The 25,642-nt window shown below is 46.6% G+C and carries 21 protein-coding genes and 1 pseudogene; 6 read left to right on the plus strand and 16 right to left on the minus strand.

Going from position 1 to position 25,642, the window contains the following annotated elements; all coding sequences use genetic code 11:
- The first annotated feature begins 369 nt into the window (after positions 1–369).
- Together gdhA and J2X75_RS14275 are read left to right on the plus strand one after the other, a co-directional pair.
- Positions 370–1,755, plus strand: a complete 1,386-nt coding sequence (gdhA, locus tag J2X75_RS14270; RefSeq protein WP_190945345.1) for an NADP-specific glutamate dehydrogenase — start codon at positions 370–372, stop codon at positions 1,753–1,755.
- 155 nt (positions 1,756–1,910) lie between these two features.
- Positions 1,911–2,765 (plus strand): pentapeptide repeat-containing protein, encoded by an 855-nt coding sequence (locus tag J2X75_RS14275; protein WP_124115837.1) that lies wholly within the window; start codon positions 1,911–1,913, stop codon positions 2,763–2,765.
- Between the two features lie 79 nt (positions 2,766–2,844).
- Here the strand turns inward: J2X75_RS14275 and J2X75_RS14280 are convergent, their stop codons facing one another.
- The 6 genes from J2X75_RS14280 to J2X75_RS14305 all read right to left on the minus strand — a co-directional run bounded on the left by J2X75_RS14280 (position 2,845) and on the right by J2X75_RS14305 (position 7,482).
- The gene (locus tag J2X75_RS14280; RefSeq protein ID WP_397383653.1) at positions 2,845–3,822 is read right to left on the minus strand and encodes a diaminopimelate dehydrogenase; all 978 of its coding nucleotides are present in this window, start codon (positions 3,820–3,822) and stop codon (positions 2,845–2,847) included.
- Between the two features lie 211 nt (positions 3,823–4,033).
- Positions 4,034–4,615, minus strand: a complete 582-nt coding sequence (locus J2X75_RS14285; RefSeq protein WP_124115836.1) for a hypothetical protein — start codon at positions 4,613–4,615, stop codon at positions 4,034–4,036.
- Positions 4,616–4,647: 32 nt separating this feature from the next.
- The gene (locus J2X75_RS14290) at positions 4,648–4,794 is read right to left on the minus strand and encodes a hypothetical protein (protein WP_165980244.1); all 147 of its coding nucleotides are present in this window, start codon (positions 4,792–4,794) and stop codon (positions 4,648–4,650) included.
- A gap of 50 nt (positions 4,795–4,844) precedes the next feature.
- Complete coding sequence (locus J2X75_RS14295; RefSeq protein ID WP_124115835.1) at positions 4,845–5,828, minus strand: alpha/beta hydrolase; 984 nt, start codon at positions 5,826–5,828, stop codon at positions 4,845–4,847.
- A 230-nt stretch (positions 5,829–6,058) separates the two neighbouring features.
- Complete coding sequence (locus J2X75_RS14300) at positions 6,059–6,814, minus strand: exodeoxyribonuclease III (RefSeq protein WP_310337343.1); 756 nt, start codon at positions 6,812–6,814, stop codon at positions 6,059–6,061.
- Between the two features lie 110 nt (positions 6,815–6,924).
- On the minus strand, positions 6,925–7,482 hold the full coding sequence (locus J2X75_RS14305; RefSeq protein WP_150365968.1) for a GNAT family N-acetyltransferase: 558 nt from the start codon (positions 7,480–7,482) through the stop codon (positions 6,925–6,927).
- Between the two features lie 131 nt (positions 7,483–7,613).
- Here J2X75_RS14305 and solA point away from each other — a divergent pair, with 131 nt between their 5' ends.
- Positions 7,614–8,747 carry an N-methyl-L-tryptophan oxidase gene (gene solA, locus J2X75_RS14310; RefSeq protein ID WP_310337666.1) on the plus strand — a complete coding sequence of 378 codons (1,134 nt, stop codon included), beginning with the start codon at positions 7,614–7,616 and terminating at the stop codon, positions 8,745–8,747.
- Between the two features lie 136 nt (positions 8,748–8,883).
- On the opposite strand, the gene J2X75_RS14315 is transcribed toward solA, so the two are convergent.
- The 8 genes from J2X75_RS14315 to J2X75_RS14350 all read right to left on the minus strand — a co-directional run bounded on the left by J2X75_RS14315 (position 8,884) and on the right by J2X75_RS14350 (position 22,047).
- The gene (locus J2X75_RS14315) at positions 8,884–10,728 is read right to left on the minus strand and encodes an RICIN domain-containing protein (RefSeq protein ID WP_310337345.1); all 1,845 of its coding nucleotides are present in this window, start codon (positions 10,726–10,728) and stop codon (positions 8,884–8,886) included.
- 245 nt (positions 10,729–10,973) lie between these two features.
- A complete protein-coding gene (locus J2X75_RS14320) occupies positions 10,974–12,332 on the minus strand; it encodes an AbfB domain-containing protein (RefSeq protein WP_310337347.1) in 1,359 nt (452 codons plus the stop codon).
- A 416-nt stretch (positions 12,333–12,748) separates the two neighbouring features.
- A complete protein-coding gene (locus J2X75_RS14325; RefSeq protein WP_310337349.1) occupies positions 12,749–15,787 on the minus strand; it encodes a beta-galactosidase in 3,039 nt (1,012 codons plus the stop codon).
- Between the two features lie 366 nt (positions 15,788–16,153).
- Complete coding sequence (locus tag J2X75_RS14330) at positions 16,154–17,650, minus strand: glycoside hydrolase family 30 protein (RefSeq protein WP_310337351.1); 1,497 nt, start codon at positions 17,648–17,650, stop codon at positions 16,154–16,156.
- 90 nt (positions 17,651–17,740) lie between these two features.
- The gene (locus J2X75_RS14335) at positions 17,741–18,586 is read right to left on the minus strand and encodes a carbohydrate ABC transporter permease (RefSeq protein WP_017687022.1); all 846 of its coding nucleotides are present in this window, start codon (positions 18,584–18,586) and stop codon (positions 17,741–17,743) included.
- On the minus strand, positions 18,579–19,466 hold the full coding sequence (locus J2X75_RS14340; RefSeq protein WP_036668619.1) for a carbohydrate ABC transporter permease: 888 nt from the start codon (positions 19,464–19,466) through the stop codon (positions 18,579–18,581). The genes J2X75_RS14335 and J2X75_RS14340 overlap by 8 nt, the downstream gene beginning before the upstream one ends.
- Positions 19,467–19,566: 100 nt before the next feature.
- Complete coding sequence (locus J2X75_RS14345) at positions 19,567–20,838, minus strand: ABC transporter substrate-binding protein (RefSeq protein WP_091013486.1); 1,272 nt, start codon at positions 20,836–20,838, stop codon at positions 19,567–19,569.
- A 180-nt stretch (positions 20,839–21,018) separates the two neighbouring features.
- Positions 21,019–22,047 (minus strand): LacI family DNA-binding transcriptional regulator, encoded by a 1,029-nt coding sequence (locus J2X75_RS14350; protein WP_105599944.1) that lies wholly within the window; start codon positions 22,045–22,047, stop codon positions 21,019–21,021.
- Positions 22,048–22,324: 277 nt separating this feature from the next.
- On the opposite strand from J2X75_RS14350, the gene J2X75_RS14355 reads away from it, so the two are divergent.
- Together J2X75_RS14355 and J2X75_RS14360 are read left to right on the plus strand one after the other, a co-directional pair.
- Entirely contained in the window at positions 22,325–22,699 is a 375-nt protein-coding gene (locus J2X75_RS14355) for an iron-sulfur cluster biosynthesis family protein (RefSeq protein WP_237177085.1), read from the plus strand.
- Between the two features lie 558 nt (positions 22,700–23,257).
- Positions 23,258–23,497 (plus strand): hypothetical protein, encoded by a 240-nt coding sequence (locus J2X75_RS14360; protein ID WP_310337356.1) that lies wholly within the window; start codon positions 23,258–23,260, stop codon positions 23,495–23,497.
- 85 nt (positions 23,498–23,582) lie between these two features.
- Here the strand turns inward: J2X75_RS14360 and J2X75_RS14365 are convergent, their stop codons facing one another.
- Entirely contained in the window at positions 23,583–24,008 is a 426-nt protein-coding gene (locus J2X75_RS14365) for a hypothetical protein (RefSeq protein ID WP_310337358.1), read from the minus strand.
- A 114-nt stretch (positions 24,009–24,122) separates the two neighbouring features.
- A complete protein-coding gene (locus tag J2X75_RS14370; protein ID WP_310337360.1) occupies positions 24,123–24,584 on the minus strand; it encodes an NUDIX domain-containing protein in 462 nt (153 codons plus the stop codon).
- A 260-nt stretch (positions 24,585–24,844) separates the two neighbouring features.
- On the opposite strand from J2X75_RS14370, the pseudogene J2X75_RS14375 reads away from it, so the two are divergent.
- Positions 24,845–25,573 (plus strand): annotated as a pseudogene (locus tag J2X75_RS14375) (MFS transporter); the annotation flags it as partial.
- Positions 25,574–25,642: the final 69 nt, after the last annotated feature.

Raw genomic sequence — 25,642 nt, forward strand, 5'->3', positions numbered from 1 at the left:
ACAAGCCTTGTTCTCCATGTTAATCGGCATGTTTCTCTTCATCATCTTGTTTTCCTCCTTTTTATTATAAAAAGACCCCGGGATACGAGACCTTCTTACCATCTTACCAAAACTAATATTTTAATCCAGTATATTCGTCTAACTTGCTTTTTTATTATCATTTGTGGTCATATCTTCCATTTAATAACTTAATTCTTCACATCATATGGTAGATCCATAGAACATTTTAATTACTGCATAAAAAACATTTTATGGTTTTTTATCTCGTATTTTTATTTGCTTTCCTGTATATTTAACTACAAACTTTTATTCAATTTATGCAAATAAGCCTCTACAGACTTTAACACAATAAAGGAGTGCATCGAAAAAGTGTCCACGATAACAAAAGAAACTACAGAGTCCGTTCAAGTTACTGCCGCAGAATATGTTCATTCCGTTTATGAGTCGGTTGTCGCCAGAAATCCGCACGAAGATGAGTTCCATCAGGCTGTCAAAGAAATTCTGGATTCCCTTATTCCTGTTATTGAAGCACACCCTAAATACAGGAACCATAGTCTGCTGGAACAGCTTGTTGAACCCGAACGTGTAATCACATTCCGTGTCCCATGGGTAGATGATCAGGGCAAAGTTCAGGTTAACCGTGGATTCCGGGTGCAATTCAACAGTGCCATTGGCCCATACAAAGGCGGACTTCGCTTCCATCCTTCTGTATACTCGGGCATCATCAAGTTCCTTGGCTTCGAACAGATCTTCAAAAATGCTTTGACTGGTCTGCCCATTGGCGGTGGTAAAGGCGGTTCTGACTTCGATCCCAAAGGAAAATCGGATCTGGAAGTCATGCGTTTCACGCAAAGCTTCATGACAGAGCTGTACAAATATATCGGTTCCGATACGGATGTACCGGCTGGTGACATTGGTGTAGGCGCAAGGGAAATCGGTTACATGTTCGGTCAATACAAACGTATTCATGGCGGGCATGAGGCAGGCGTGTTGACAGGTAAAGGACTGCTGTACGGAGGAAGCTTGGCACGTAAGGAAGCGACTGGCTTCGGCTGTGTGTACTTTGTGAAGGAGATGCTGCAATCCAAGGGGCTCAGCTTCCAAGACAGCACAGTCGTTGTCTCTGGCTCTGGTAATGTGTCCATCTATGCCATTCAGAAGGCACAGGAGCTTGGAGCTACAGTCGTGGCGTGTAGTGACTCAGGTGGCTACATACACGATCCACAAGGCATCAACCTGGATACCGTGAAACGTCTGAAAGAGGTTGATCGTCTTCGCATCAGCGAATACATCAAAGAACACCCGCATGCTACATATACCGAAGGCTGTGAAGGCATCTGGTCTATCCCTTGTGATATTGCTCTTCCATGTGCAACGCAAAACGAGATCGATGAAGAAGCTGCAGCCCTGCTGGTTAAAGGTGGCGTGAAGGCCATTGGCGAAGGCGCGAATATGCCTTCCACCCTGGCTGCCATTGACGTCTTCCACGGCGCAGGCGTCCTGTTTGGTCCAGCCAAAGCGGCTAATGCCGGCGGTGTAGCCGTGTCTGCTCTTGAAATGTCACAGAACAGCATGCGGTTGTCCTGGTCATTTGAAGAAGTAGACGCGAAGTTGCATGACATCATGAAGAACATCTACACCAGCTGTGTAGAAGCTGCTGAAGAGTATGGTTGTGAAGGCAACCTCGTTGCCGGAGCGAATATCGCCGGTTTCCTCAAAGTAGCCGATTCCATGATTGCTCAAGGTGTAGTTTAATTTAAATACGTGATTCTCCACGATCAAAGGGCGTTCCCATCAATTTGGGTAACTGCCCTTTTTTCCTTGTCTTCAATTGCTCTAATCGCAGGGCAATGGTAAAGTGGTAGTGACGTAATTCCATCTATTTGTACTATTATAAGGAAGTGTTTACATTGTCTAACCAACCATTTGCCAGCACTGCGAGTCCTCATCTTAGCGCAGACTGTGAGCAATGTTTTGGCCTGTGCTGTGTTGCCTTGCCCTATGGCAAGTCATCTGACTTTGCTTTTGATAAAGCCAGTGGCACACCCTGTCCAAATCTGCGCACGGACAATCGCTGCGGTATCCATACCCAGCTTCGGCAGAAAGGGTTCAAAGGTTGCACGGTATACGACTGTTTCGGAGCTGGACAGAAGCTGTCCCAAGTGACCTACGCGGGCAAAGATTGGCGTGATCATCCAGAGTCTGCAAACGAGATGTTCGATTGTCTGCCTGCCTTGCGACAACTTCACGAGTTGCTCAGTTATATGAAGGAAATGATGATGAGACCGGAGACGTCATCCCTTCACTCGGCATTTGGTGAGTTATATGAGGAGGTTGAGCGCTTGAGCAATCTGGAGCCTGCGGCCCTTCTCCGTCTGGACATCGCCAATTATCGGTCCAGTGTGAATCAACTCTTGGTCCAGGCAAGTGAGATGGTACGCGCGAATGTGCCACCCACCGCTCATGGACAAGGGAAGTCGAAGAAGAGTAAAAAACGTACCGGAAGTGACTTTTTTGGTGCCAATTTAAAAGGGGCAGACCTGCGGGGCGCAAGCTTCCGAGGGGCTTTAATGATCGCAGCCGATCTGCGAAATGCAGACACACGAAATGCGGATTGGATTGGCGCGGACTTGCGGGATACGGATCTGAGCGATGCAGACCTGAGAGGTGGCATCTTCCTGACGCAATCCCAGATTAATGCTGCCAAAGGTAATGTGAATACCAAGTTGCCGGATCATCTTAACCATCCCTCACACTGGGTGTAGCAAAAAACAACAAAAACAGCTCGTCCTATACATCCAAGGACGAGCTGTTTGTTATACAAATCACTGGAACGAATCAGAATTATAACAAGTCACGGCGAAGATCTTCAGCCGATTTCGGAGACAAGTGACCGAGCGGAATATCAAATACCGTTTTCGCTCCCTTATGTCCTTCCACGCTCAAGCGTTGTGCGGCTCTTGCATACGCCACAAGTACGCTTGCTGTAAATTCAGGATTGCTGTCGAGTTTCAGACCAAATTCAATAATTTGCTTTTGACCAGTACCCGTAACCCCACTGCGAATAACAAATCCACCATGCGGCATACCTTCATGCTCGGATTTCAATTCTTCTTCACTGATAAATGTTACTGTCGTATCGTAATCAGCAAAGTAGTTAGGCATCGATACAATTGTCTCACGAATCTCATCCTGATTGGCGCCATCTTCAGCTACCACATAACATTGACGCAGATGTTTCTCACGTGTAGACAACTCTGGTGTCTCCCCTGCACGAATACGGTTGATAACCTCTTCCACAGGTACAGTATACTGTACACCCGCCTTAACGCCTGGAACACGACGAATAGCATCCGAGTGACCTTGGCTTACACCTTTGCCCCAGAACGTGTACTCTTTACCTTCTGGCAGGATGGACTGTGCAAGCAGACGGTTCATGGAGAATAAGCCTGGGTCCCAACCTGTGGAAATGACACTTACATGACCACCTTGTTCTGCCGCAGCATTCACTTCCTTGTAGAATTCAGGAATCTTGGCATGCGTATCGAAGCTGTCTACCGTATTGAACAACTTGGCGATGGCTGGTGTCTGCTCCGGAAGGTCCGTTGCCGAGCCACCACAGAGGATCATAACATCGATCTTGCCTATGTATTGCTCCGCTGCAGAGATATGCTCAAAACGTACTTCTGTGCTTTCAGCGACCATCTGCTCCGGATTACGACGTGTAAACACAGCAATCAATTCCAGATCCTCGTTCTGGGAAATGGCTTTCTCTACACCTTTACCCAAGTTACCGTAACCAACAATACCCACTCTAATCATGTTCAATCCTCTCCTGTCTTCTTCTATAGTTGTCTATTACTCTATTATAATGATATAACATACCATGTAACCTGTCAGGTTTCCAGTTCGAAATAAAAATACCTTGCAGCGGTGCAGCAATAATGCGGCTCCGTATGCAAGGTATTATGGCGTTCATTCGTTATTTTAGGAAGAAAGAAAGCAGGAAAGAAAAATAGCCCTTATTTTGTACTTATGATTCTGTCCAGCTCAACGTCAGTTCAATGACGCCTTCCTGTGACGCCAATGCCCCTCCAATTAAGGACCAGACATCCTGCGTTTCCGGGTCAGTTCCCTGAATAATAATATTTTTGTCGTCAATCGTCTGACCCGCATTCGTCAACTTTTTGGCATCGAAGTAATCTTTATACAGCTCAGATACGGTTTGCATATCTTGTTCCGTGGTGAAAATCACCATGGCCGATTGCTTGCCTTCATTCTCACCGGAATTGGCTAAACGAATGGTTGCATCTTCCGGCAATGGGAAATCACTTGGCAAGTTCTCCGGCAACTCATTGGTTCCAGCAGTGGCTTCCTCACCACTATCTGAATCCGAGCCGGCTGGCGCAGTCGTACCCTCCGTCTCGGTCACTGCACTTGTTGTTGCTTCGCTTGCACCTTCATTAGTCGCTTGTTCACCAGTTCCGGAGGAAACTTCGGTGTCTACCTTCTCCGTTTCACCTGTCGGTTCTTCTGCTGCGCTGCTGCAAGCACTCAAGGCCACCATCATCGCCAGTGCCGCACAGGCCAATACATAACTCCTTCTCTTCACCATCCGTTACCACCCCTTATTGTTCGTTTTATGTGCTAATCACGCTCAAACGACTGGATTACAGGCACCGCATGAACGTTATTCTTGACCCATATCACAGATACAGATAATACACTTAAAGACAATAGACAGCTGGCTACCAGTATGGACAGGAATCGGGTGATCACTCTAAACTTTTTCATCCTTCCCTCCTCCTTATCCTGTTCATCATGTGTTTGTGGGATCATCTCACTCATAGGTCACTCGATGTTGGCACTAATTTCATGATTTCGGCAGCGACAATATCCGGCTGACTGTTATGAATATAATGCTCGGCGTCAGGAACAAGTTGCTGGTTTCCTTGTTTCGACCATGAAGCAAATTTTGCTTGATCTGCTTGCCATGCCCGACTCCCCTCACTTGGTTGATCTGATCCGGCCGTCAGGATTGTCAGAGGAAAAGAAAACTGCTCTTTGTTCTCCAGCACACGTGATGCATTGATCTTGGAGTGACGCATCTCATCCATTACGTTATCATTGTAAGCATGCTTCAGTGTAGAAATGGTGGCGGCTTTTTTCATTGACGTAGAAACCAACTTCGGGTCAATGACCAGAGTTGCCATCATCCGATCCGAATGAAGCAGTGTACGCGCTACACCTGTTTTCACCAGGAATCGAGCTGAAGCAAAATACCATTCGGGCGTATCCATCTCCACCGTACTGTAATATTCAGGACTGCCTCCATCGATCATGACCATGCCAGCCACCTCATCAGGATACCTTTGCGCAAACCGGAGTGTCTCCAACGAACCCAAAGAGTGACCTACCATGATGTATGGTGGACGTTGCCCGGATGTTCGCAGCAATTGGTGGATCTCTTCCGAGATGGTATCGACATCACGGGGTTCATTCGTATAGTCGCTGTATCCGTACCCAAACCGATCGTATACCGCAATTTTCACCTTTGATTTCAACTTGTCATACAGCGGACTGAAATCCACATACGGATTGGGTGTACCCCAGCCTGAGGCAAAAACCACCGTAACTTCTCCTTTTCCAGCGGTGTAGAGATGCATGTTGCGACCACTCACTTCATAATACTTGCCCGGCGGGGGATAGGACTTCATATCCTGCGTGGATTGATACGCTTCATACGCTGTACCTGCCAGCAGCAAAAGTCCTGTGGCAAACATCATGCCTCCCAGCACCTTTAACCCTCTCCGTAATCCCTTCTTCATCTTCTCTACCCCTTATCCCCAAGGTTCATCTATATATGTATGCTTACAATCGTACCCAAGAAATAGCGGGATTGAAACAATCCCGAGTCCAGTCCTTTCCCCAACCAAAGTCCAGTCTCATTCCCCTACCTGTGACGCAAAAAAACTGCAAATCTCCCATTCAGGAAACTTGCAGCTCATCTACTTGTATTCTAAAATTCATACCTAATTCATCTCACGCCGATCCTTACCTATAGTTGCAATGTAAGACCCACCGGGCAATGATCACTGCCCATCACATGGCAGTCGATATGTGCATCCACCACCTTGGGTGCCAATTGATTGGATACGAGAAAATAATCAATGCGCCAGCCCACGTTCCGTTCTCTGACTTTCGGCATATAGGACCACCAACTGTACACATCCGTACGATCCGGATACAGATGGCGGAAGCTGTCCACATACCCGGAAGCAAGCAACTCGGTCATCTTGCCACGCTCTTCAAGGGTAAAGCCGGAATTGCCCAGATTGGGCTTCGGATTCTTCAGATCGATCTCCTGATGAGCCACATTCAGGTCACCACAGACGATAACCGGCTTGGTCTGCTCCAGTTGCAGAATATACCCCCGGAATCGATCCTCCCATTCCAGACGGTAAGGCAGTCGGGTCAGATCCCGCTTCGCGTTAGGGGTATAAACGTTCACCAGATAAAACTCATCATACTCCAGTGTAATCATCCGGCCTTCCGGTTCGCTGTCCTCCTCCATCCCGTAACGAACGGATATAGGCTTGATTCGGCTAAATACAGCCGTACCGGAATATCCTTTTTTGATCGCATAATTCCAATATTGATAAACGTCTTCCCCCAGGTCCATCTCAATCTGTCCGGCTTGTAATTTGGTCTCCTGAAGGCAGAAAATATCCGCCTGACTCTCTTGATAATAATCCATGAATCCTTTGGTCACACATGCCCTTAAGCCATTCACATTCCAGGACACCAGCTTCATATCCTCATCTCCTCACATCTCTCCAATATAGCACGGGCTCATTAAGAGGGACAAGCCTTACGAATTTGGGATGAGTTGGAGTCATTGGAATCCTTATGGGGCTAGCTTGCCTATATTTCGCTTCGTAACTTAGAGAACACCGCAAGGTCAATATATCTGCCTTTCTCAAACTCATGCTGCCGCAGTACACCTTCCTGTTGAAAACCAAGCTTGTGTAACAGGCGAATTGACGCCTCGTTCTCCGGTTCAACCTTTGCTTCGATCTTGTTGAGCTGCATGCTTGTGAATCCAAACTGCAACACAGCACGGGCCACTTCCGTCATAACACCGCGGCCCCAGAAAGAGGAACGCAAGTCGTATCCAATCTCTGCACGGTTATGTACATCTTCATAGTTCAGGAACCCACAGGTTCCGATCACTTTACGAGCTTCACGGTCTTCAATCATCCAGCGTAAACCCGTGTGTTCCTTGAAAATCTTCGTATACCAATTCATCTCACCCTGTGTATCCTCCACGGATTCAAAGGGAGTGAATGGCATATATTGAACCACAGATTCATCGGAATATAATGCGAGCAGATCATGGCTGTCCCCAGCCTCGGCTGACCGGAGGATGAATCGTTCTGTCTGAATTAATGGAAATAGATCAAACCTAAATTGCTCACTCATGCGAGGTCTCCTTTGCAACATTCATTGTAGAAGTCCATTTTACTACACTTGCCTTCATCAAGCTTTTACTATTAATATGTTCTATTAAGGCATTACTGTAGAAAAGGATACATAGGAGAGGGCGTGCTATTATCACACAATCATATGACGTTATTATCGTTGGAGCCGGCTCCATGGGTATGAGTGCAGGATATTATCTATCTCGCAGTGGATGCAAAACTTTATTAATTGATGCCTTTGATCCTCCACATACGGAAGGAAGCCATCATGGGGATACCAGACTGATGCGCCATGTGTACAGTGGTGGGCCTGACTATATTGCCATGGCATTACTTGCACAGAAGTTATGGCACGAGCTGGAGGAAACGACCGGAGACCAACTGTTTGTTCCTTCCGGTGTAATAAATGTGGTTGATCCGGAGATTCATTCCTTCCACAACCGATTGAGCCATGCAGATGATGCAGGCATTCGTTATGAAACGTTGCACGCAGCCGAGGTGATGAAACGCTGGCCAGGTATTACAATACCTGAACATTACGAGGGCATGTATGAGCCTGATGCGGGTTATCTGTATAGTGAACCCTGTATTCGTGCCTTCCGCAAAGCAGCCGAGACTCACGGTGCCACCTTGTTAACGCACACGCTTGTGGAGCATATCGAATACGGACCACATTCCGTTGCAGTTCAGACTTCAGGTGGTGAGACATACCACGCGAATCAAATCATCCTGAGCGCTGGCGCCTGGTTTCAGACATTGAAACCTTTCGTGGATCTCCCCATTCAGGCAGTGCGTAAAACGGTTGGATGGTTTGATGCACCAGAAGCCTTATACGGCGAGGCACACTTCCCCGGTTTTACACTGGCAGGAAAAGAAGGTACATATTATGGATTTCCAAGCATTGACGGATCAGGTCTGAAGATGGGTCGTCATGATACGGGTCAGGTGTGGACACCAGGAAGTACAATGGCTCCATTTGGTACGGAAGAAACGGACGAGGGGGATCTGCGCAGGCTGCTCGAACTTCATATGCCCCAGGCAGCAGGAGCATTGAAGCGTGGTAGTGTGTGCAAGTATGAATTCACTTCGGATGAAGATTTTATTATCGACCGACACCCTGCCCATGAACGTGTGTGGCTCGCAGGCGGTTTCTCCGGTCACGGATTCAAGTTTGCAAGTGCCATTGGGCAGATTCTATCCGACTTGGTGCAAACGGGGCACACGGATCAGGATATTAGCAGGTTCGCCCTATCCCGTTTTCGTTAAGTACCAGTCGGATGGATGAATATAAGAATATATGTATGTCTAAATAGCTACTTTCTTAGAGGGTGCGGTGTTGCTTAGAACACTGCACCTCCAAGAAAGAAAGACACGTAAGAGCGTTAATTTATGCGTACTCACACTAATTAACTTTGACTAGGCTCCATTGCTGATTGGCTCCGCCATTGTCGGCCCACTGAATGGTTGAGGCACCCGCGGTCAGAGAACCTTGATTGATGTCAACCGTCAGGCCACTGTTTCGATTCGCAAGTACCACATATCCTCCCACATCAATTGGCAGCCATTGCTGATTGTTGCCCCCGTTATCCTGCCACTGAATCAGAGCGGCTCCGCCTTGTGTAGAACTCGAATTCACATCCAACAAAAGCCCACTGCCCACATTGCGGATGTTGTAATATCCGTTACCTGCCGACTCCAGCTTCCATTGCTGGTTAGCTGCTCCATTATCATTCCACTGAATGATTGTTGCCCCACCCGTAGAAGAAGCACCGTTAACATCGAGTGCAAGTCCACTGTTGCGGTTGATTAATTTGTAGATGGCCCCGGCTTCATATCCTGTGCTACCATTGTAATTTGCACCGGAAATGACGTAGGTTGTGACCGAATTGGCCTTGGCCGTAGCGGTAAAGGTTTTGTTTTGCACCGAAATATTGGTCAGTTGCTGCAACTTCTCTGTTGAAGAGGTCCGATATACTTGAGCAGACGTGCCTGTGTCAGTAAAACGACTTAGATCATAGGTTACCGTTGTATCCGTCGAATCCGAATTGGTTGTGACCAGCACAACTTTGCCGGAAGCTGCATCATAGGCTGCAAGGGTATTGGCATCACTCATGCCGATAATCTTGTATCCAGGACGAATAAATTTGCTGTAATTGCCCATGACATAATATTTTTGGTTCACGGTGTAGCTGGTCGTTTGTGTATTGTTCAACACGTTCTTGAAGAATCCCCATCCTTCTGCACTATCCACGGCTTGCCAATACACCCAACCACTTGCACCCATATTGCGAATATCCTTGAGGATGGTCCGTGACATCGTAAGTCCGCTTGCATCCCCGTCTCCGTATTCCGAGGTCCACAGATGTTTGCCCGCAGACGTCGCTGTGTTGCGCAAAGCAGTACGATTGTTTCCGCCATACGTATGGGTGTTGATCTGAGTGATCGCTGATTTAACTGCATTGCTGTAGCTGTTGAACGACACATTGGTGTCATCGATACTGTATTCTTCCGGTGCGCTCAGCTTTGTGGACAAGCCCTTCGCATTCAATGAAGCTTGTACCTGACTCAGAATTGTGTCCTGATCCGCCCGGTCAAAGTGCATGCCCTCCTGGTCATTGCCCTGCTTCCACCATGTCGAGATCGGTTCATTCAGCGGAGTTACACTATCAAATGTGATCCCCCAGTTATCCCGAAAATGCTTCACAACCTCGGTTAAGTAATCGGCAAAATCATCGTAGTAATCGGGCTTGAGGTTGTTACCTCCATTGGCCGAACCGGACACATTACCACTGATGGTCATCCAGTAAGGTGCGGAATTCGCAAAAGCTTCGATGACATTCACGCCTTGAGCTTTGGCAGCTTGCAGCATATATCGTTGGTTTGCATCTGCATTCCAATCATACACGCCCGGAGAAGGCTGGTAACCAGGAACGGCTTTGCGATATTCAAGGACATTGGATGATGGATTATCCCCGCCTCCAATGTTGTACCGCAGGATATTCAGCCCCAGTCCGGTATTTGCGTTGAACATTTTCTCCACATACTCATCCCGATTGGAATATTCTCCAACCACTTTGCCCCACCACGCGAGGGATGTTCCCCATCCTTCCATCGTCTGATATTGCTTCGATGGATCGGCAACAGCCGTGTAGGCTCCTGCAGCAGATACCTCTGTGCCCAGACCTAAACTGCTTGTTAGCAGACTTCCTGCCAGCAGCAGCGAGCTCATTCGTTTTAACCACTTCATCCACTTCACTCCTTATTATTTACACTTGCACTCCGATGTCAGAACAACTTTCCGATCGCTGTTATCCCCAGATTTTTAATTATTCTTTAAAAGGGGAAAATCCGGGGATAGCGTATGCTTACGATGCAGCTTTCTTTCAGAAAGCTTTTAAGCGCACGCTTCGCTTCTTCAAGTTATTTCTGACCTCTCCGTTATCGTGTAAATGTATAGTTTAACTTATTTGTATTTTAGAAAACGAACACCCATTATTGTGCAACCTCTCGGAAGGTCGCGTCTGACTTATCAAGTGCGGTAACGACAGCTTCCAATTTCAGCACATTGTTGTAATGTCTAAGATACAGGTTTGGGTTACTAAACGAGGCATATGATGTCCAACTAGTGTTAGCAAGTCCATTTACCCGTTTGAACGTGGCGTCATTTCGGAAGGTAGTGTTGCCGTCATTTTTCACGAGTGTGATGTTGCCATTATTATTGCGCAGGAAATAACCCGGATAATTCATGGACTCAAACGAAATGCCTGTTGCATTCGACAGCCCGGGAACGATACGGAATTGTGCATCCTCCGCCGGACTGACATTGGCATCGATCCGTGCCTGATAGTTGTAGTGACGAATGAAGCTGCCCGGCACATTGAATGACTCCAACTTGCGGATATCACCCGGCTGTCCGGACTCTTTCAATACGGTCATATGCCGGACCAGTCCGGTAAGACCCGCAATCTCTTGTTTGGCACCCCAGGTCTGGAAGTTATCAGCAGAGTCGCTGTAATAATATTTTTGTGTCGCATAGCCGTCAAAGTAGATTCGCCATGAACCATTATCCAGTTGAACAAGCGCCGGACCTTCCACCCAAGAGCCCCAACCTGCCCAATCTCCTGTACCTTTGAAGGTATAAGGACCCTTTAGCGAAGTGGATGTCGCATATTCAATGTATTTAGTGGTCTCATTCTTGGTAAACGCATGATAGGTTGAGCCTGTCTTCACGATAAAAGTGTCGATATAATTGGGAGCAATGCCTGCCAGTTCAGTAGGTGCAGACCATGAGGTAGACGCTAGATTGCTACCTGAAGCTGTGAGGACATGAGGTTTGAAATTCTCATAGTTGCCTGGTGAGAGGGACACGATAATGTTCAGACTGCCGTTGCTGTCTTTAAACCATTCTGGTGCCCAGGTGTGTGCAATTGTGGCAGGTGTGGATAATGTAATGTTACGGACAAATGTCCAGTTTACCTTATCCGGGCTGGAGGCGATGCCAATGGTGTTACCCGACCAGTTCGTGGTGTAGATGACGTAATATAAAACATCGGTGTGCTTCATGATGCTGGGATCGCGGATCAGATCGGCCGGAGGTGTATAGGCTGGCCCTTTCAGCAATCCATAGTGGGTCGCATTATAAGATTCGTAGATATACATATTGGACTCACTTGTGTTCGTAAAGGCTGATATCGTATATACACTTGTCGCCGCTCTCGCTGTATTGGGAAATAACATTGTTAATAGAAGTAATGTTCCGAACAGCAGGATCATTCCGGCCTTGAAACCTTTGGACTTTCCTACTCCTGCTCCTACTCCTATTCCTATTCCCTCTTCCTTCTTCGTCAACATTGGGTCATCTCCTTATCCATGAGTGATGAACAGAGGATTACCTTACTGTATTACCAAAGACAAAGCGTACCTGGGACTGCCGCTGATGAGCAACACCTCACGACTACCTGTTCAAATTCCAATTACATGAAGCATCACTCCCTCCACAGATCATGGATGAACACTTTTTATATATGTAAACGGTTACAATTCATTAAACTACAAGTGTTACCTTAGGGTTGTACCAACCTGATCACCACAGTTCCCCCATTCCCTTAGCTAATTCACTCACAAGACTGAATCCAAAGATTCACAAGCTAGGATTATTTGACTAAGAAAATGAGGTAGTGTGACTGTGTTAAAAGGTGAAATGTTGCGTTGTATGCTGCTATTTTCAAGCCCATTCCATTTCTAGTTAATTTATCTCTGCCATGCTTCTACTCCACCGCGACCCACGGATAACGGGATAATGCGTCCAACAGGAATCGTACCCGTTCTGGTGTTCTGCCTTCTTCATCGAACAAAAGTAATTCATTCTCTTCCTGTAGCCATGCTACTGGAATCTTGTAATCCTCTTGCGGACCAACCTGCCAGTAACGGCCCAGATGATGTCCGTTCAGGTGAATGGTTCCTTTGCTCATCCCGGTCAGGCGAAGCATCAGATTCACTTTATGATGCTCCGAAACCGTAGGTTTCGCGAAACGCCAGCGGTACCAGACCGGCTGACCATACGATCCTCGGATTGGAGTATGATTGGATACAGGGTGAGACTTCTCACTCAATGTAGCACGATTAACCGATTCATTCGTGGTGTGGGGCACCAGATTGGCAGTACAATTGCCACCTGCAGCGATACCAGGCTGTCCTGCACGCTGGATTGACCCCTGTGCTCCATGATGGATCGATTCCTGTCCTACCTCGTAGCTCACCCATTGTTGCGGAAGCAATGCATCCGTCCCTGCCATACGCCAATCCTTCAGTTCTCCCTCACTCGGATATGTGATTAGTTCCAGTCGATCCAGCGAAGAGCGGCTATACGGCATTTCCAGTGTATTTGTCTCTCCGGGCTTGATATACAAGGATATGTTTAACGTCTGGAAGGCAAACCAATCCTGATATCCTTCCATCGGAACTTCGATGCCATTGATACGAAGGCCTTTGCTCAGTGCACCCACGAGAATCGCACGATCCATGCCATCCAGCGTAAAGCTTCTGCTCAGCAGTGGAGATTCTTGGAGAGAGTTCACCTCATCCAGATGCACAAGTCCACTTTCCGTATGCCAATCCCGACGAATATCCTGAACCTTGCCATCCAGATACACAGCACCAGCCAGACCTTTGCTCTCACCCAAATACGGAGAGAAGTTCAATCTGCCCATATGCTGCACCAGAATCTGAAGTGTGTTCTTCCCTTGGGCTACTTGTAACTGAACTCCTGCGGCACCTACCTGACGAACCAGTACCTGTTGTACTCCATTGACAATAATCCTGGCGGTATCCTGAATATCTGGCAAAATGAGACTGGTGATTCCTTCGGTTGCACTCTCGAAATCGCATTCGTACAATAGATAACCAAAATCTTGTCCATACCGGGAAAAGTCTTCCGGTTGTCCACTCGCCGAGCGTTGCTTCGCAGTTAACGTAATACGAGACAGCTCAGGAGAAGCAGATAACGTCGGCGCACTAGGTGATGTCCATGGGCGCTGCTGCTGTATACCTGTAATAGACTCCTCACCGTCAAAGAACTCGTGACCTGTTAACGTCCGTTCTCCATCTGTCCAGTCACCAAGCAGCATAATCGTGCGATCCGGATCCGTGATCATGCCCTTGACCTGACCAGATGGCATCACGTCCACGTCATCGAAACCGATCACATAACGTAGTCCCTTCTGATCTGTTGCTTCCAATCGCCATGTTCGATTCATCATCTCTTGATCCAGAATGACGAAACGGATCGGTGTGCCGTTTGCTTCCAATTGCATCATTCCCGTCTCTTGGAAATGGAACAGATCGAAGCGGTATACGTTCCTAGCCGAATCGTGTTCAACGAGCACTTGTACCGTGCTGCCCGTGACGTTCAATGCGCCAGCTTCCAGTTCAATAACAGAACGCTGCCCGGCAGCAGCTACGATGAACAGGGTCAATTCTCCGTTTATCATTTCATTGCCCGTAATCATCGTTCCTGCAGTCAGGTATACGTGTTCAGCAATCTGTACTCGATCCAGCAACGGAACAATCTGTCCTGGATTCAGCGATACGGGAAGAGTCCGGCCTTCCTCCAGCGTAATGTGCATGGTCTCCCGTTCATCCTTGTGACTCTCCAGGAACCAAATCTTCTGGTTGTCAGCCTGTCTGCCTCGTACAGATATGCCTTCAGGATGACGTACAACGATCTGTTCTTCTGGAATTTCCTCTGTTTCCATCAGAAAGGCCCCGAAAGCATGGACAAAGTAAGACAGATTCTTGGTTACCGCATATTTCGGTGTCACCCGTCCATATTCGTTTAGCGGTGCATCATAGTCATAGGACGTAATCATGAAGATATCACTGCTACCCATCGTTCTGCCGCCATATCCACCGAAGTTCGTGCCACCATAGAACATGTAGTGACTGATTCCGGTATACCCGGCACGCAGAATCTCCATGATACGTCTCTCCAGTAAAGGCGCTGTCTTCTGAATGGCCGAAGGCCCTCCCCAGTTCTCGAACCATCCGGTCCAGAATTCAGTGACCATCTTCGGGGTGTCCGGCTGTTTGACTCGAAGTTTCTCATAATGCCCGTCAGCACCCGACCAGAAATTAGCCCCTTCAATGGTGCCTTCCGTCCCGCCAACGCAAGTGATCAGCGTAGCGTCAATGCCACGTTGCAACAATCCATCTCTCAGCGTATTCATATGGTCACTTGCAGCAGCGTCATCCATCAGATACCCGTATTCATTCTCCACCTGCACAAGAATGACCGTACCCCCAGCTGATAACTGTCGCTCCCGAATAATTGGCACAAGCCGGTCAAAATACAAATTCACATAGTGCAGATACATCTCATTGTTTTCCCGGAATTTCACGCCGTCCTTCGTACCAAGCCAGTATGGAAAACCGCCAAAATCCCATTCTGCACAGATAAACGGACCCGGACGTGCGATGACCCACATGCCCAGTTCTGCGCACAAATCCAGAAATGCTCCGCAATCGTTGTCCCCTTCAAAGGACCACTGTCCTTCTTCCGGTTCATGCACGTTCCACGCAAAGTAGGTGTCGATGCAGTTCATACCTGCCAGCTTCGCCTTCAGCAGAACCTCACGCCATTCCTCCTTTGGCATACGGAAATAATGGATTGTTGCACTGTTCAGAAATACACGCTCTCCGTTCAGGAAAAAACTGCGTGCATCGTATGTTAATTCAGATTGAACACTGTTCTCAGCCCTGGCGGTGTTCTTATCCTGTTCCTGCAGCAAAAGGGATGCTTTCTCTGTCAAAGATATCCCCTCCTTCTCTTTATTGATATAAATTGAACTAGAGATTATTTACACTGCACACTTCGATGACAGAACAACCTTCCAATCGCTGTTATCCCCAGATTTTTTTGATTCCCTCTTCTCAAAGGGTAAAATCCGGGGATAGCGTATGCTTCCGATGTAGCTTTCTTGTAGGAAGCTTGTAGGCGACCGTTCCGCTTCTTCAGGTCCTTTCTGTCCTCTCCGTTTGGTGTAAATGTTTAGTTTAATTTATATAGTTTCATATGTCCTATACTCTTTTAAAATATAAGGCGAACCAAATCCGTTGAACTAGATGACAATTTACACCGAGACTACAATAACAGAACAACTTTCAGATCACTGTTATCACTTTGACTGCAACGTTACGCCGTCCAGTACAACGGTTGTGATGGAATTGTCGGCCGTAGGCACTTCCAGTCCGTTAGCGTACACCGGTATGTCTTCAAGTTGTTCCATGTTCCGATCCGGTGAAGTTTGATACACCTGCGCGGCGGATGATTTTCCATACGTATACCCTTCCAGTTCAAACGCTGTTGTACCCGCTGACAATTCGTTACGAATCACCAGCACCAATCTCTGATGTTCCGCGTCATAGGCAGCCAGCGTGCGTCCACCATCCGTTGGAATAATCGTCGCGCCTGGACGAATGAACTTTGTGAACTGAGCCATGCCATAATACTGTTTGGTCATCTCATACTGCTCTTCTCCGTTAAAATTGGCGTGAATGAAGCCCCAGTTATTATTGGCACCTTCATCTTCAACGGCCTGCCAGTATACCCATGCGGATGGCTGCATGATTTTCAGATCAAACATGATCCGCTCTGCCAGCTCCTGCACCGAGGTCATATCCTCATGACTGTGCGGCTCGCTGCCGCCGGTTCCGTACTCGGACATCCACAGCTTCTTGCCATGGCGCTCTGCCAGCGTGCGCAGCTCTTCCATTTTGCTACCATTATAGGAGTGGGTATTGATCTGCTGGATTACGTCCAGCGTGTCCTGATCATAGAGGTTGAAATTAAACACCGTCTCATCAATGCTGTTATCGTCCGCGGCACTAATGACGGTTCCATCCAGTCCTTTGCTCTTCAACGAAGCAGCAACTTTCTTGATAATCTCGGCCTGTTTCTCATTCGTAAAATGACTGCCTTCCTGCATATTGCCCTTCTTCCACCAGTCGGAGGAAGGTTCATTGAGCGGATTCAGTGTGCGGAAGGTGATCCCCCACTCATCCCGATAATGCTTCACAACTTCGGTCAGATAATCGGCAAACGCATCATACTGGTCGTCACGCAGGTTATTGCTGCCATCCACGGCTCCGGTAACGGATCCACTGATTGTCATCCAGTAAGGTGGTGAATTGGAGAATGCTTCGGCAATGTTCACGCCACGCTCCATCGAGCCTTGTAATACAGCCCGCTGACCTGCATCAGCCTCCCAGTCCCACTCTCCAGGCTCAGGTTGGAAGCCAGGTACATCACCGCCAGGGCGAAGAGCTTTCATCTCCGGATTTTCCTCACCGCCGATATTGTAACGAACGATGTTCAGACCTAACCCTTTCTCCGGGTCAAAGACCAGATCCATCACTTCACTAACCTTTTCCTGATCCTTCCAACCGCCAAGATTGTTGGCCCACCAGGCAAGTGACGTGCCCCAGCCTTCAAAATGATCATAGGACTGGTCCAGCTTCAGACGTACCGGCTCCCCTTGGAACTCAAGTGATTTGGATGATTCATTGGCATAATGATTGATAACAATTCCTCCTCCTGCCAGCAGGACAATCAGGGCTACACCCATGAGGATATAGTTCCGTTTGCTCCTGCTGCGTTGTTCTTCATGCGCCATGGGCTATACAATCCCTTCTCCATGTACGTTGATTATTCCGTTGACCCTGAACATCAGGTGCAGTACATACAACTACTACAGACACCTCAGTTACTTGATTCCGCTGCTTCCACCGCTAATGTTGGCTTCATAGACATAACGCTGTCCGAACAGATATACCAGCACCATCGGAATGGTGAGGAACAGGGAAGCAATCATAACAAGGTTCCATGGCGGCATTTGCCCGCCACCTACCGTAGTCAACAGCTGCACCCCAAGTGCCAGCGGCATTTTCTCCGGATCATTGATATAGATGAGCGGCCCCATGAAGTTCCCCCAGTTATAGGAGAATGAGAAGATCGCAATGGCCGCGAGTATCGGATAAGTCAGTGGCATGATGATCTTCCAGTAGATTCCCGGGTGCCCCATACCATCGATCATGGCGGCTTCATCCAGTGATTTTGGAATACTCATGACGAACTGGCGAATCAGAAACACGTTGAACGCTCCGGCGAAGAAACTCGGTACAATCAGCGGGTAAAATGTATTAATCCAGTCCAGGTGACGGAAGATGATGAACTGCGGTACCATCGTCACCTCACCCGGAATCATCATCGTACTGAGCAACACGATAAACAGGAAACGGCTGCCTTTTGCCTTGATTCGGGCAAAGCCGTAGGATACGATCGAAGCTGATAATACCGATCCGACAATCGTAAAGACGGTAATGATGACCGAGTTTTTGAGATACGTGCCAAGATTGTTATTCGTAAAAATCGTATAAAAGTTCGACCATTGGAACTCCATTGGAACGAAGGTAAAAGCTGATTTGACGGTTGTTGCGTCACTTGCCAGTGCAATGGAGATCATGTACAGGAAAGGCGAAGCAAGCAGCACCCCGACCAGAATCAGAAAAATATAGGATATCGTCTTCTCCACAGTCGATGGATTACTCATTGGCTTTTCCCTCCTCGTAGTGCACCCATAGCGCCGATGAACGGAATACAACGAGTGTCAACGCCATGATGATGATGAATAGTACCCAGGCAATCGCCGATGCATATCCCATTTTGTAGAATTGGAACGCATTCTGGAATAAGTAGGGAACAACCATCTGACTTGAATTGTCAGGTCCCCCGGCAGTAACAATGAATACCTGCGCGAAGGTCTGGAGCGCTCCAATCATGCCAGTCACGAGATTGAAGAAAATGACGGGAGTCAGCATTGGGAATGTAATATGGAAGAACGATTGTGTACTTTTCGCCCCATCGATGGCAGCGGCCTCGTACAGCTCCTGTGGAATGCCTTTCATCCCTGCAAGCAGCAATACCACGCCACCACCCACACCCCATAAGGACATGAGAATCAATGCAGGCTTAACCCAGTTGGGATCAAGAAGCCAGGCAGGACCCTGAATACCGAAGATCGCAAGTGCCTGATTGATCAATCCTTCAGTCGGTGCAAGCAAGTGGATGAAGAGCAATGAACTCGCAACCACCGGAACAACCGACGGCAGATAGAACAGAATACGGAAGAAGGTGATACCTTTGATCTTCTTGTTCAGGTAATATGCAATCCAGAGCGAGATCGACATGCCCAGCGGAATGGATATCAGCGCATAGAAGAATGTATTGCCGACGGATTTCCAGAAGATCGGATCATCGGTCAGTAACGTTTTGTAATTGTCGATACCGATGAACTCAGGGGACTGGAACAGATCCCAATTCGTGAAACTCATATAGATGGAAAACAGGATCGGACCCAGAGTCAGCCCCAGAAACCCGATCAGCCAAGGCGAGATGAAGATGTAGAACCATTTCCCGTCCTTTTTTCTCACGTTAAGCCCTCCCATGACGCAGAGAGCAGATGGAATCCGCATTCACGCCGATTCCACCTGTCCTGCTGTCGCTGCTATTTGTGCATGTTCAGAAAATCCTCTATTTGTAGAGTCTTTCCAGTCCACTCTGAATTTCGGTTACGGTATCATCAAGCGATGCTTTGTTATTGAAGTACACACCCAGCTTATCGTTAATGAGCTTCATCATTTCGTTCCATTGCGGGTTGAATGGTTCTGCATAGATCGTCGATTCACTGAACGCAGCCATGTTAATTTTTTTGCCACCATATTCAGCATTGAGGAATTCATCACTGGACAGACCCGCTTTGGTTGCAGGAGCATCCTGACCGGCTTTGACCATTGGCATCTGTGCTTCTGGTGTCGTCATGGCTTCAATCACTTTGAATGCCTCTTCCTTGTGTTTGGATGCGTTGGTAATCGTTAACCCGTTGAAGAATGCGTTTGTTTCGCCCCATACCGGAGAAATATCCCAGTTGATGCCTTCGACCTTAGCAAGCGAACCAATGTTCCAGAAACCGGTTGTTTCCATGGCGATCTTGCCTTGTGCAAACAGCGGATCGGCTCCGATATTCCCCATGTCGGCAATCTCAGTTGGCGTTGGTCCTGCACCGTGGGTGAAGGTCAGATCATTCATGAATTGTAATGCTTTACGCACAGGCTCCGTATCGAAAGTTGGTTTGCCACTCTCATCGAACAATGAGCCACCGTTCTGGTAGATCAGTTGCATCCATTGCGGCCACCAGCTGCCTGGGTAGTAGCCCCATTGAGTCGTTTTGCCGTTCTCCTTCACCGTCAGCTTCTGAGCAGCCGCCATCAGATCGTCCTGCGTCCAATCTTTGGTTGGGTATTCCACCCCGGCTTTATCAAACAGATCTTTGTTATAAAAGAGGACCATTGCGCCTGCCCGATCCGGCAAACCAAATTGCTTGCCATCATACTTCATCAGGTTTGCAATATCATCGGAATAACGCTCAGACATGTTCACATTGTTCGCCTTAATCATGTCATCCAGCGGTATAATCTGATTCTTGGAGGCGTAGGCCTGATAGTTCTCGGCAATCATCATGATGTCCGGTGCTGTTCCTCCGGCGATCATGGTCTGTACCTTCTGGTCATAATCTCCTGCAACCACGTTGAGTTTCACATTAATATCGGGATACGTCTGCTTCACGATGTCGAGTCGCTCCTGATAAATTTTCTTCTCATCCTCCGAGCCCCAGATCGTCATGCTCAAATCAACCTTGCCACCGGACTCGCCGGAAGAACCGTTTTTACTCCCGCTGCTACAGGCTGTCAGACCCATTACCATGACCAGCATCAATAACGAAATGACCTTTAGACTTCTTCTCATACGTTACGCCCCCTTGATATAATGAATGGATGACTACAATGAAACCCGTTTCATGAAATGGGTTTCATTAAGCTGAAACATAAAACCCGTTCCACTTTATGAAAGGGGTTTCATTCACGCACTCATTATATTTCACCCTTCGAGGAAATGTCAACGCTTTCTTTTCTAATTACAGGCCCTTTATCTTGCAGCAGGTCCTGTACTTTGACGCACAATCAGCTCCGGTTGCAGAATGATCTGCTTCTTCGGTTTGCCTTGGTTAATCAACTCATGCAGTACATCCACAGCCTGTTTGCCAAGCTGATACGTGTTCTGGGATACGGTTGTCAGTTCCGGTATAACGGCACTGGCGAGCGGTGTATCATCATAACCCACAATGGATATATCCTGTGGAATCGAGAGCCCATGCTCAATCGTCGACTTGATGGCACCAATCGCTGTATTGTCATTGACGCAGATGACTGCGGTTGGCGGATTGTCACGATCCAGCAATTTGGACATCTCCCGTTTGCCGTCGTCGATGGAGAAGCTGCCGAGCAGTTGCCGTTCTTTTGGTATTTCGAGTCCATGCTCCCGAAGTTTCTTCTGCACAGCTCTGACCTTGACCATGGTGGTGGACAACTCTTTCAGGCCGCCAACAAAGGCGATATCGCGATGCCCCAGTTCAAGCAAATGCTCAGCTGCAAGGGCTGCCCCTGCACCTTCATCCGTGTACACCCGGTGGAACCCGCCTTTGGCAATATTGCCATTGACCAGCACGATTGGCATACGTTTGCCCATATCAATCAATTCCTGAGCCATGTCATCCGGACAGACCTGCATGTTGATTCGACCGCCGAGAAAAATAATCCCGTCTACCCGCTTCTCTCGCAGGATGGACAAATATTCAGATTCCCTGTTGTAGTCGCCTGCGGTATTGCACAGAAAGAAGGTATACCCCAATCCGCGAGCCTCATTCTCCGCGCCCCAGAACACTTCCGGGAAAAACGGGTTTGTAATGTCCGGCAGGATGATGGCGATGGTACCCGTCTCTTTCTTGATCAGACTGCGCGCCTGCGCATTGGGCTGAAACTGGTGTTTTTCGATGATGGACATAATCTTCTCTCGGGTGCTTGCACGCACAGGTGCCGTATCATTCAGTACCCGGGAGACCGTCGCTACAGATACATTTGCTTCCTTGGCGATGTCGTATATGGTGATCGGTGTCATAGCGGAACCTTCCTTTTTCTCTAATTTTCCCTATTTTCCCTGCTTATCATACCAGATAAGGAATGCCGATGAAATGGGTTTCATTGACGGGCGAATGATTTCACACTGAACCCATAGAAGTTCCTGGTATGACAATCATACGTGAATTGTTCGTTGCATTGCGCATTAGCGTCAATATTTTTACAGGACATGTTTGCTTTTCTTTATTTCACCTTCTAATCTGCGTTTATGGTCCATATATTAAATTGTAAGCGAATTCATTGGAGATTAGAGGAGTGTGAACAACGTCATGATCATTCAAGTCAGTCCGCTGGCAGAAGCAAGACTTACTGAAAAGCTGGGAGATCGACCAGGCTATTTCAAATTGTTTTATGATACCGATGGATGCGGTTGTGACGGAATTGCGGTACTTCTGATCTTAAACGAACCGGATAGCGATGATGTTACCGTAGAAGCGGGGTCGCTTCCCTTTGTAATCAACAAACAGCAGCAGATTTACTTTGAACCCTCTCTGCGTCTGCAATCCGAGCACAGTTTCCCTTCATTCCGACTGAGTAGTGATTCCATGATCTATGGGAGTAATGTCAAAGTCCATGATTTACGAGATACCGCAGACGTAGCCCCTCAGCCTACCGGATGGTTTGTAAGATAAACGTTGAATCAGCATTATAATTAAACCTCCCAATCCCTGATGCTCCGTGGGACGGGAGGTTTTTTATCCAATTTTAATGAGTTCATTAGGCATTATTTTCGTAAAGATTTCATATTCGTGCAGTGCCTCTGTACCTCTGCCAATCTATTTCCAACCATTTTTCAGGACAAAAGAGGTGGAAATTTGATTAATTAATATGGACTTTAGTTTAATACAAATAATTACAAGCAAACCGTATACTTAGATAACCACATATGAATTTGGGAGATACACAAAATGGAATACCTAATTAAAGATATAAGTCTAGTTATACCAAAAACACGGTTAGACAATGTATCCGTTTAGAAGTGTCGAGGAGGAAAATTGAAACTTATGAAGTTACCCACAATCCTGAACGTAGTCCGCATCTTGTTGAGTATTAAGGTTATATACCTTATTGTTTCTTTCAGTGTATTTCTCTATATTTTCAGTCAAAATCCTGAAGCCTTTGCCGGTTATCAAGTGAACGGCAATGATTTGATTAATTTCTCTAATGAAATTACTGGGAGAATCATATTTTTGATCATTCCTAGTTTGCTTGCTATCATTTGCATCACCAAACGACAATTCAGATCGACTGTTACGTTCCTGAGTATCGCTTTATTTATCGGACTACTGAATGAAGGACTATTAACTGGACTTATTCAACTATTCGCCTTGTTAGTTGTGCTCTTACATCGACCAAGTAAGATATTCTTAAAGCGCCAGGATTCAAATGACACAGAGACACAATATATCGCCAAGAAGAGCCTGACTTAAACGTCTGGCTCTCTTTTGCTTTGGTTTATTCACAAACAAATCCATTAATCGTAATTATCTACCCGACAAATCAATGTAACTAAAATTACTTCACAAGAATTTCAATTGGATTCGTGGTTAAAGAGATATCCGCGGTCATATCCACAATGAGATTTTGTTTCCCTTTTTTGGTTACCATAAATTCATCTTCAACCTCAACCACTTGACCTGATTTAAATTCAGTTACATATCCCACATCCGTATAATTACGCTCCTCGTTACTACCGGAGAAGGAGAAACGAATTATAGGTTTTCCATGGGAAACTTCAACGGGTTTCATACCTCTATATTTCAGAGTTCCTTTTACTTTCATTCTCTCACCAGTACCTAAAACAGTTGGTGTTGTTACTTCAAGAACGAAATCAGATGTTACTATACGTTCAGTAATTGTATCTTCATTTTTTTCTTTTGGTGAACATCCCGCAAAGATCATGGATAACGCTAACACCAACATTATGACGCTACTACTCATTTTATTAACTTCATATCACCTCTCTCATACTCTAACGAATGATGTATAGAAAGGGTTGCTCAATTCGTTCCTTGATTTCCCTGAACTATCTCTTACTGTTAGTGCAATCCTGTATCACACAAATTCAATTAACTTCTTATCTATTTCTGCGATATCACCAATCTCGGATGTGCCATCCCAAAGAATTATTGAAGAAGCTTCATCGTTTTCAGCAAAATCATCAAGTTGGCACAGTTCACCCATGAACAGAGCTCCATACTCTATCCGTTCCGGTCCATGAAAACTTGGCTGGAGTCTAAACTTCATTAGCCCTTTGAATTCAGCTGTATCCAGAATTTGATTGGTTTCCTCATACAATTCTCTAATTACACATTGCTCTCCAGCTTCAATAATCCCCCCTGGAAGTTCCCAGTTTTTTCTCCACTTATTATGCATGAATAGATACTTTCCTTGGCACTTCACCACAATTAGAGCATGTGTTAGTGGAGCATCCAGTGTGCTTGTAATGACCTTATTGTACTCGATCCGAATAAATTCTAGAAAAATGTTACCTCTTGAATCTGTCATGATTGCCATTTACATTCCTCCATTTCTTTTGTAACAAAAATAAAAAAACGCGCTAGACCTAAGTCCTGCGCATTCATAACACAGGATGGGAAGCGCGAATAGCGTTAGGCCATTCTCCTAATCATCAATATATGGAAATAATACCTACCATTATCCTTTAGAGTCAAGCTATAATTTTGCTCATTTACCAGTAATGTAAACTTCCGTTGGTTGAATTGCATCTTCTTTAATTAATGCATCATGTCTTCTGTTTCAATCAAACGTTCAAGGCTATTGTCAGTACCCCAATGATCTTTGGTCCCATCTTAGGACCTATTCTTGGGGGATTCATTATTCAAGGGGCATCCTGGCGGTGGATTTTCTTTATAAACGTATTCATCGGTTTAATTGCTGCCCCGCCAATGATGAAAAAGATGCCCAATTTTGAACCCTTCAACAAAGATAGTAGACTCGATTTATTTGGGATTATCGATCTGTCACTAATGAGTGCGGTAATGATCTATGGAATTACAAAAGCCGTGGAACATGCTTCATCTAACAATAGCGAAACTATTATTTTGGCTGGGATTGGCCTCGTTTTAGCCTTCATCTATTTCGTATATAATCTCGTAAGAAAAAATCAAACCGTGCTGCCATTGAACTTATTCGCACATAAAAGCTTCACAGCCTCCAGTATCGGGTTATTCTTGACAAATGCCGCTATCATGGGACCTATGTTAATTCTTCCATTGTACTTTCAGAACTTCCGTCATTTCACGGCGACCGAAGCTGCCCTTGCGTTAATTCCTCAAGGGGTTGGGATTAATATTATAGAGAACTTGTGCTCAAGCTTTGGTTCAGCTGTTATCGCAACCGTCGTCGCAGCTACCCTACACGGATTGCCTCCAACTATTGTAAATAATTTAAAGGGGTATCATTCCGCGTTTTTATTATCCGCTATTGCTCTAACGGCAATCTTCATCCCAAGTCTCTTCCATACGAATAAAAAGAGTGCCTAGAACTGCCCGTTAGTTAAATAAAAGTAGCCGATCACATGGATCAGCTACTTTTTTTGTATTATTTAGCTA

Source organism: Paenibacillus sp. 2003, assembly GCF_031455635.1.
GTDB classification, from domain to species: domain Bacteria; phylum Bacillota; class Bacilli; order Paenibacillales; family Paenibacillaceae; genus Paenibacillus; species Paenibacillus amylolyticus_B.

Bases quoted from the DNA above. Each gene is read 5' to 3' on its own strand.
- J2X75_RS14365 (WP_310337358.1), bottom strand. From the start codon at position 24,008: ATGAGTAGTAGCGTCATAATGTTGGTGTTAGCGTTATCCATGATCTTT.
- J2X75_RS14280 (WP_397383653.1), bottom strand. From the start codon at position 3,822: ATGATTAGAGTGGGTATTGTTGGTTACGGTAACTTGGGTAAAGGTGTA.
- J2X75_RS14320 (WP_310337347.1), bottom strand. From the start codon at position 12,332: ATGTTGACGAAGAAGGAAGAGGGAATAGGAATAGGAGTAGGAGCAGGA.
- J2X75_RS14335 (WP_017687022.1), bottom strand. From the start codon at position 18,586: ATGAGTAATCCATCGACTGTGGAGAAGACGATATCCTATATTTTTCTG.
- J2X75_RS14285 (WP_124115836.1), bottom strand. From the start codon at position 4,615: ATGGTGAAGAGAAGGAGTTATGTATTGGCCTGTGCGGCACTGGCGATG.
- J2X75_RS14295 (WP_124115835.1), bottom strand. From the start codon at position 5,828: ATGAAGAAGGGATTACGGAGAGGGTTAAAGGTGCTGGGAGGCATGATG.
- J2X75_RS14350 (WP_105599944.1), bottom strand. From the start codon at position 22,047: ATGACACCGATCACCATATACGACATCGCCAAGGAAGCAAATGTATCT.
- J2X75_RS14305 (WP_150365968.1), bottom strand. From the start codon at position 7,482: ATGAGTGAGCAATTTAGGTTTGATCTATTTCCATTAATTCAGACAGAA.
- J2X75_RS14345 (WP_091013486.1), bottom strand. From the start codon at position 20,838: ATGAGAAGAAGTCTAAAGGTCATTTCGTTATTGATGCTGGTCATGGTA.
- J2X75_RS14370 (WP_310337360.1), bottom strand. From the start codon at position 24,584: ATGGCAATCATGACAGATTCAAGAGGTAACATTTTTCTAGAATTTATT.
- J2X75_RS14290 (WP_165980244.1), bottom strand. From the start codon at position 4,794: ATGAAAAAGTTTAGAGTGATCACCCGATTCCTGTCCATACTGGTAGCC.
- J2X75_RS14330 (WP_310337351.1), bottom strand. From the start codon at position 17,650: ATGGCGCATGAAGAACAACGCAGCAGGAGCAAACGGAACTATATCCTC.
- J2X75_RS14315 (WP_310337345.1), bottom strand. From the start codon at position 10,728: ATGAAGTGGTTAAAACGAATGAGCTCGCTGCTGCTGGCAGGAAGTCTG.
- J2X75_RS14300 (WP_310337343.1), bottom strand. From the start codon at position 6,814: ATGAAGCTGGTGTCCTGGAATGTGAATGGCTTAAGGGCATGTGTGACC.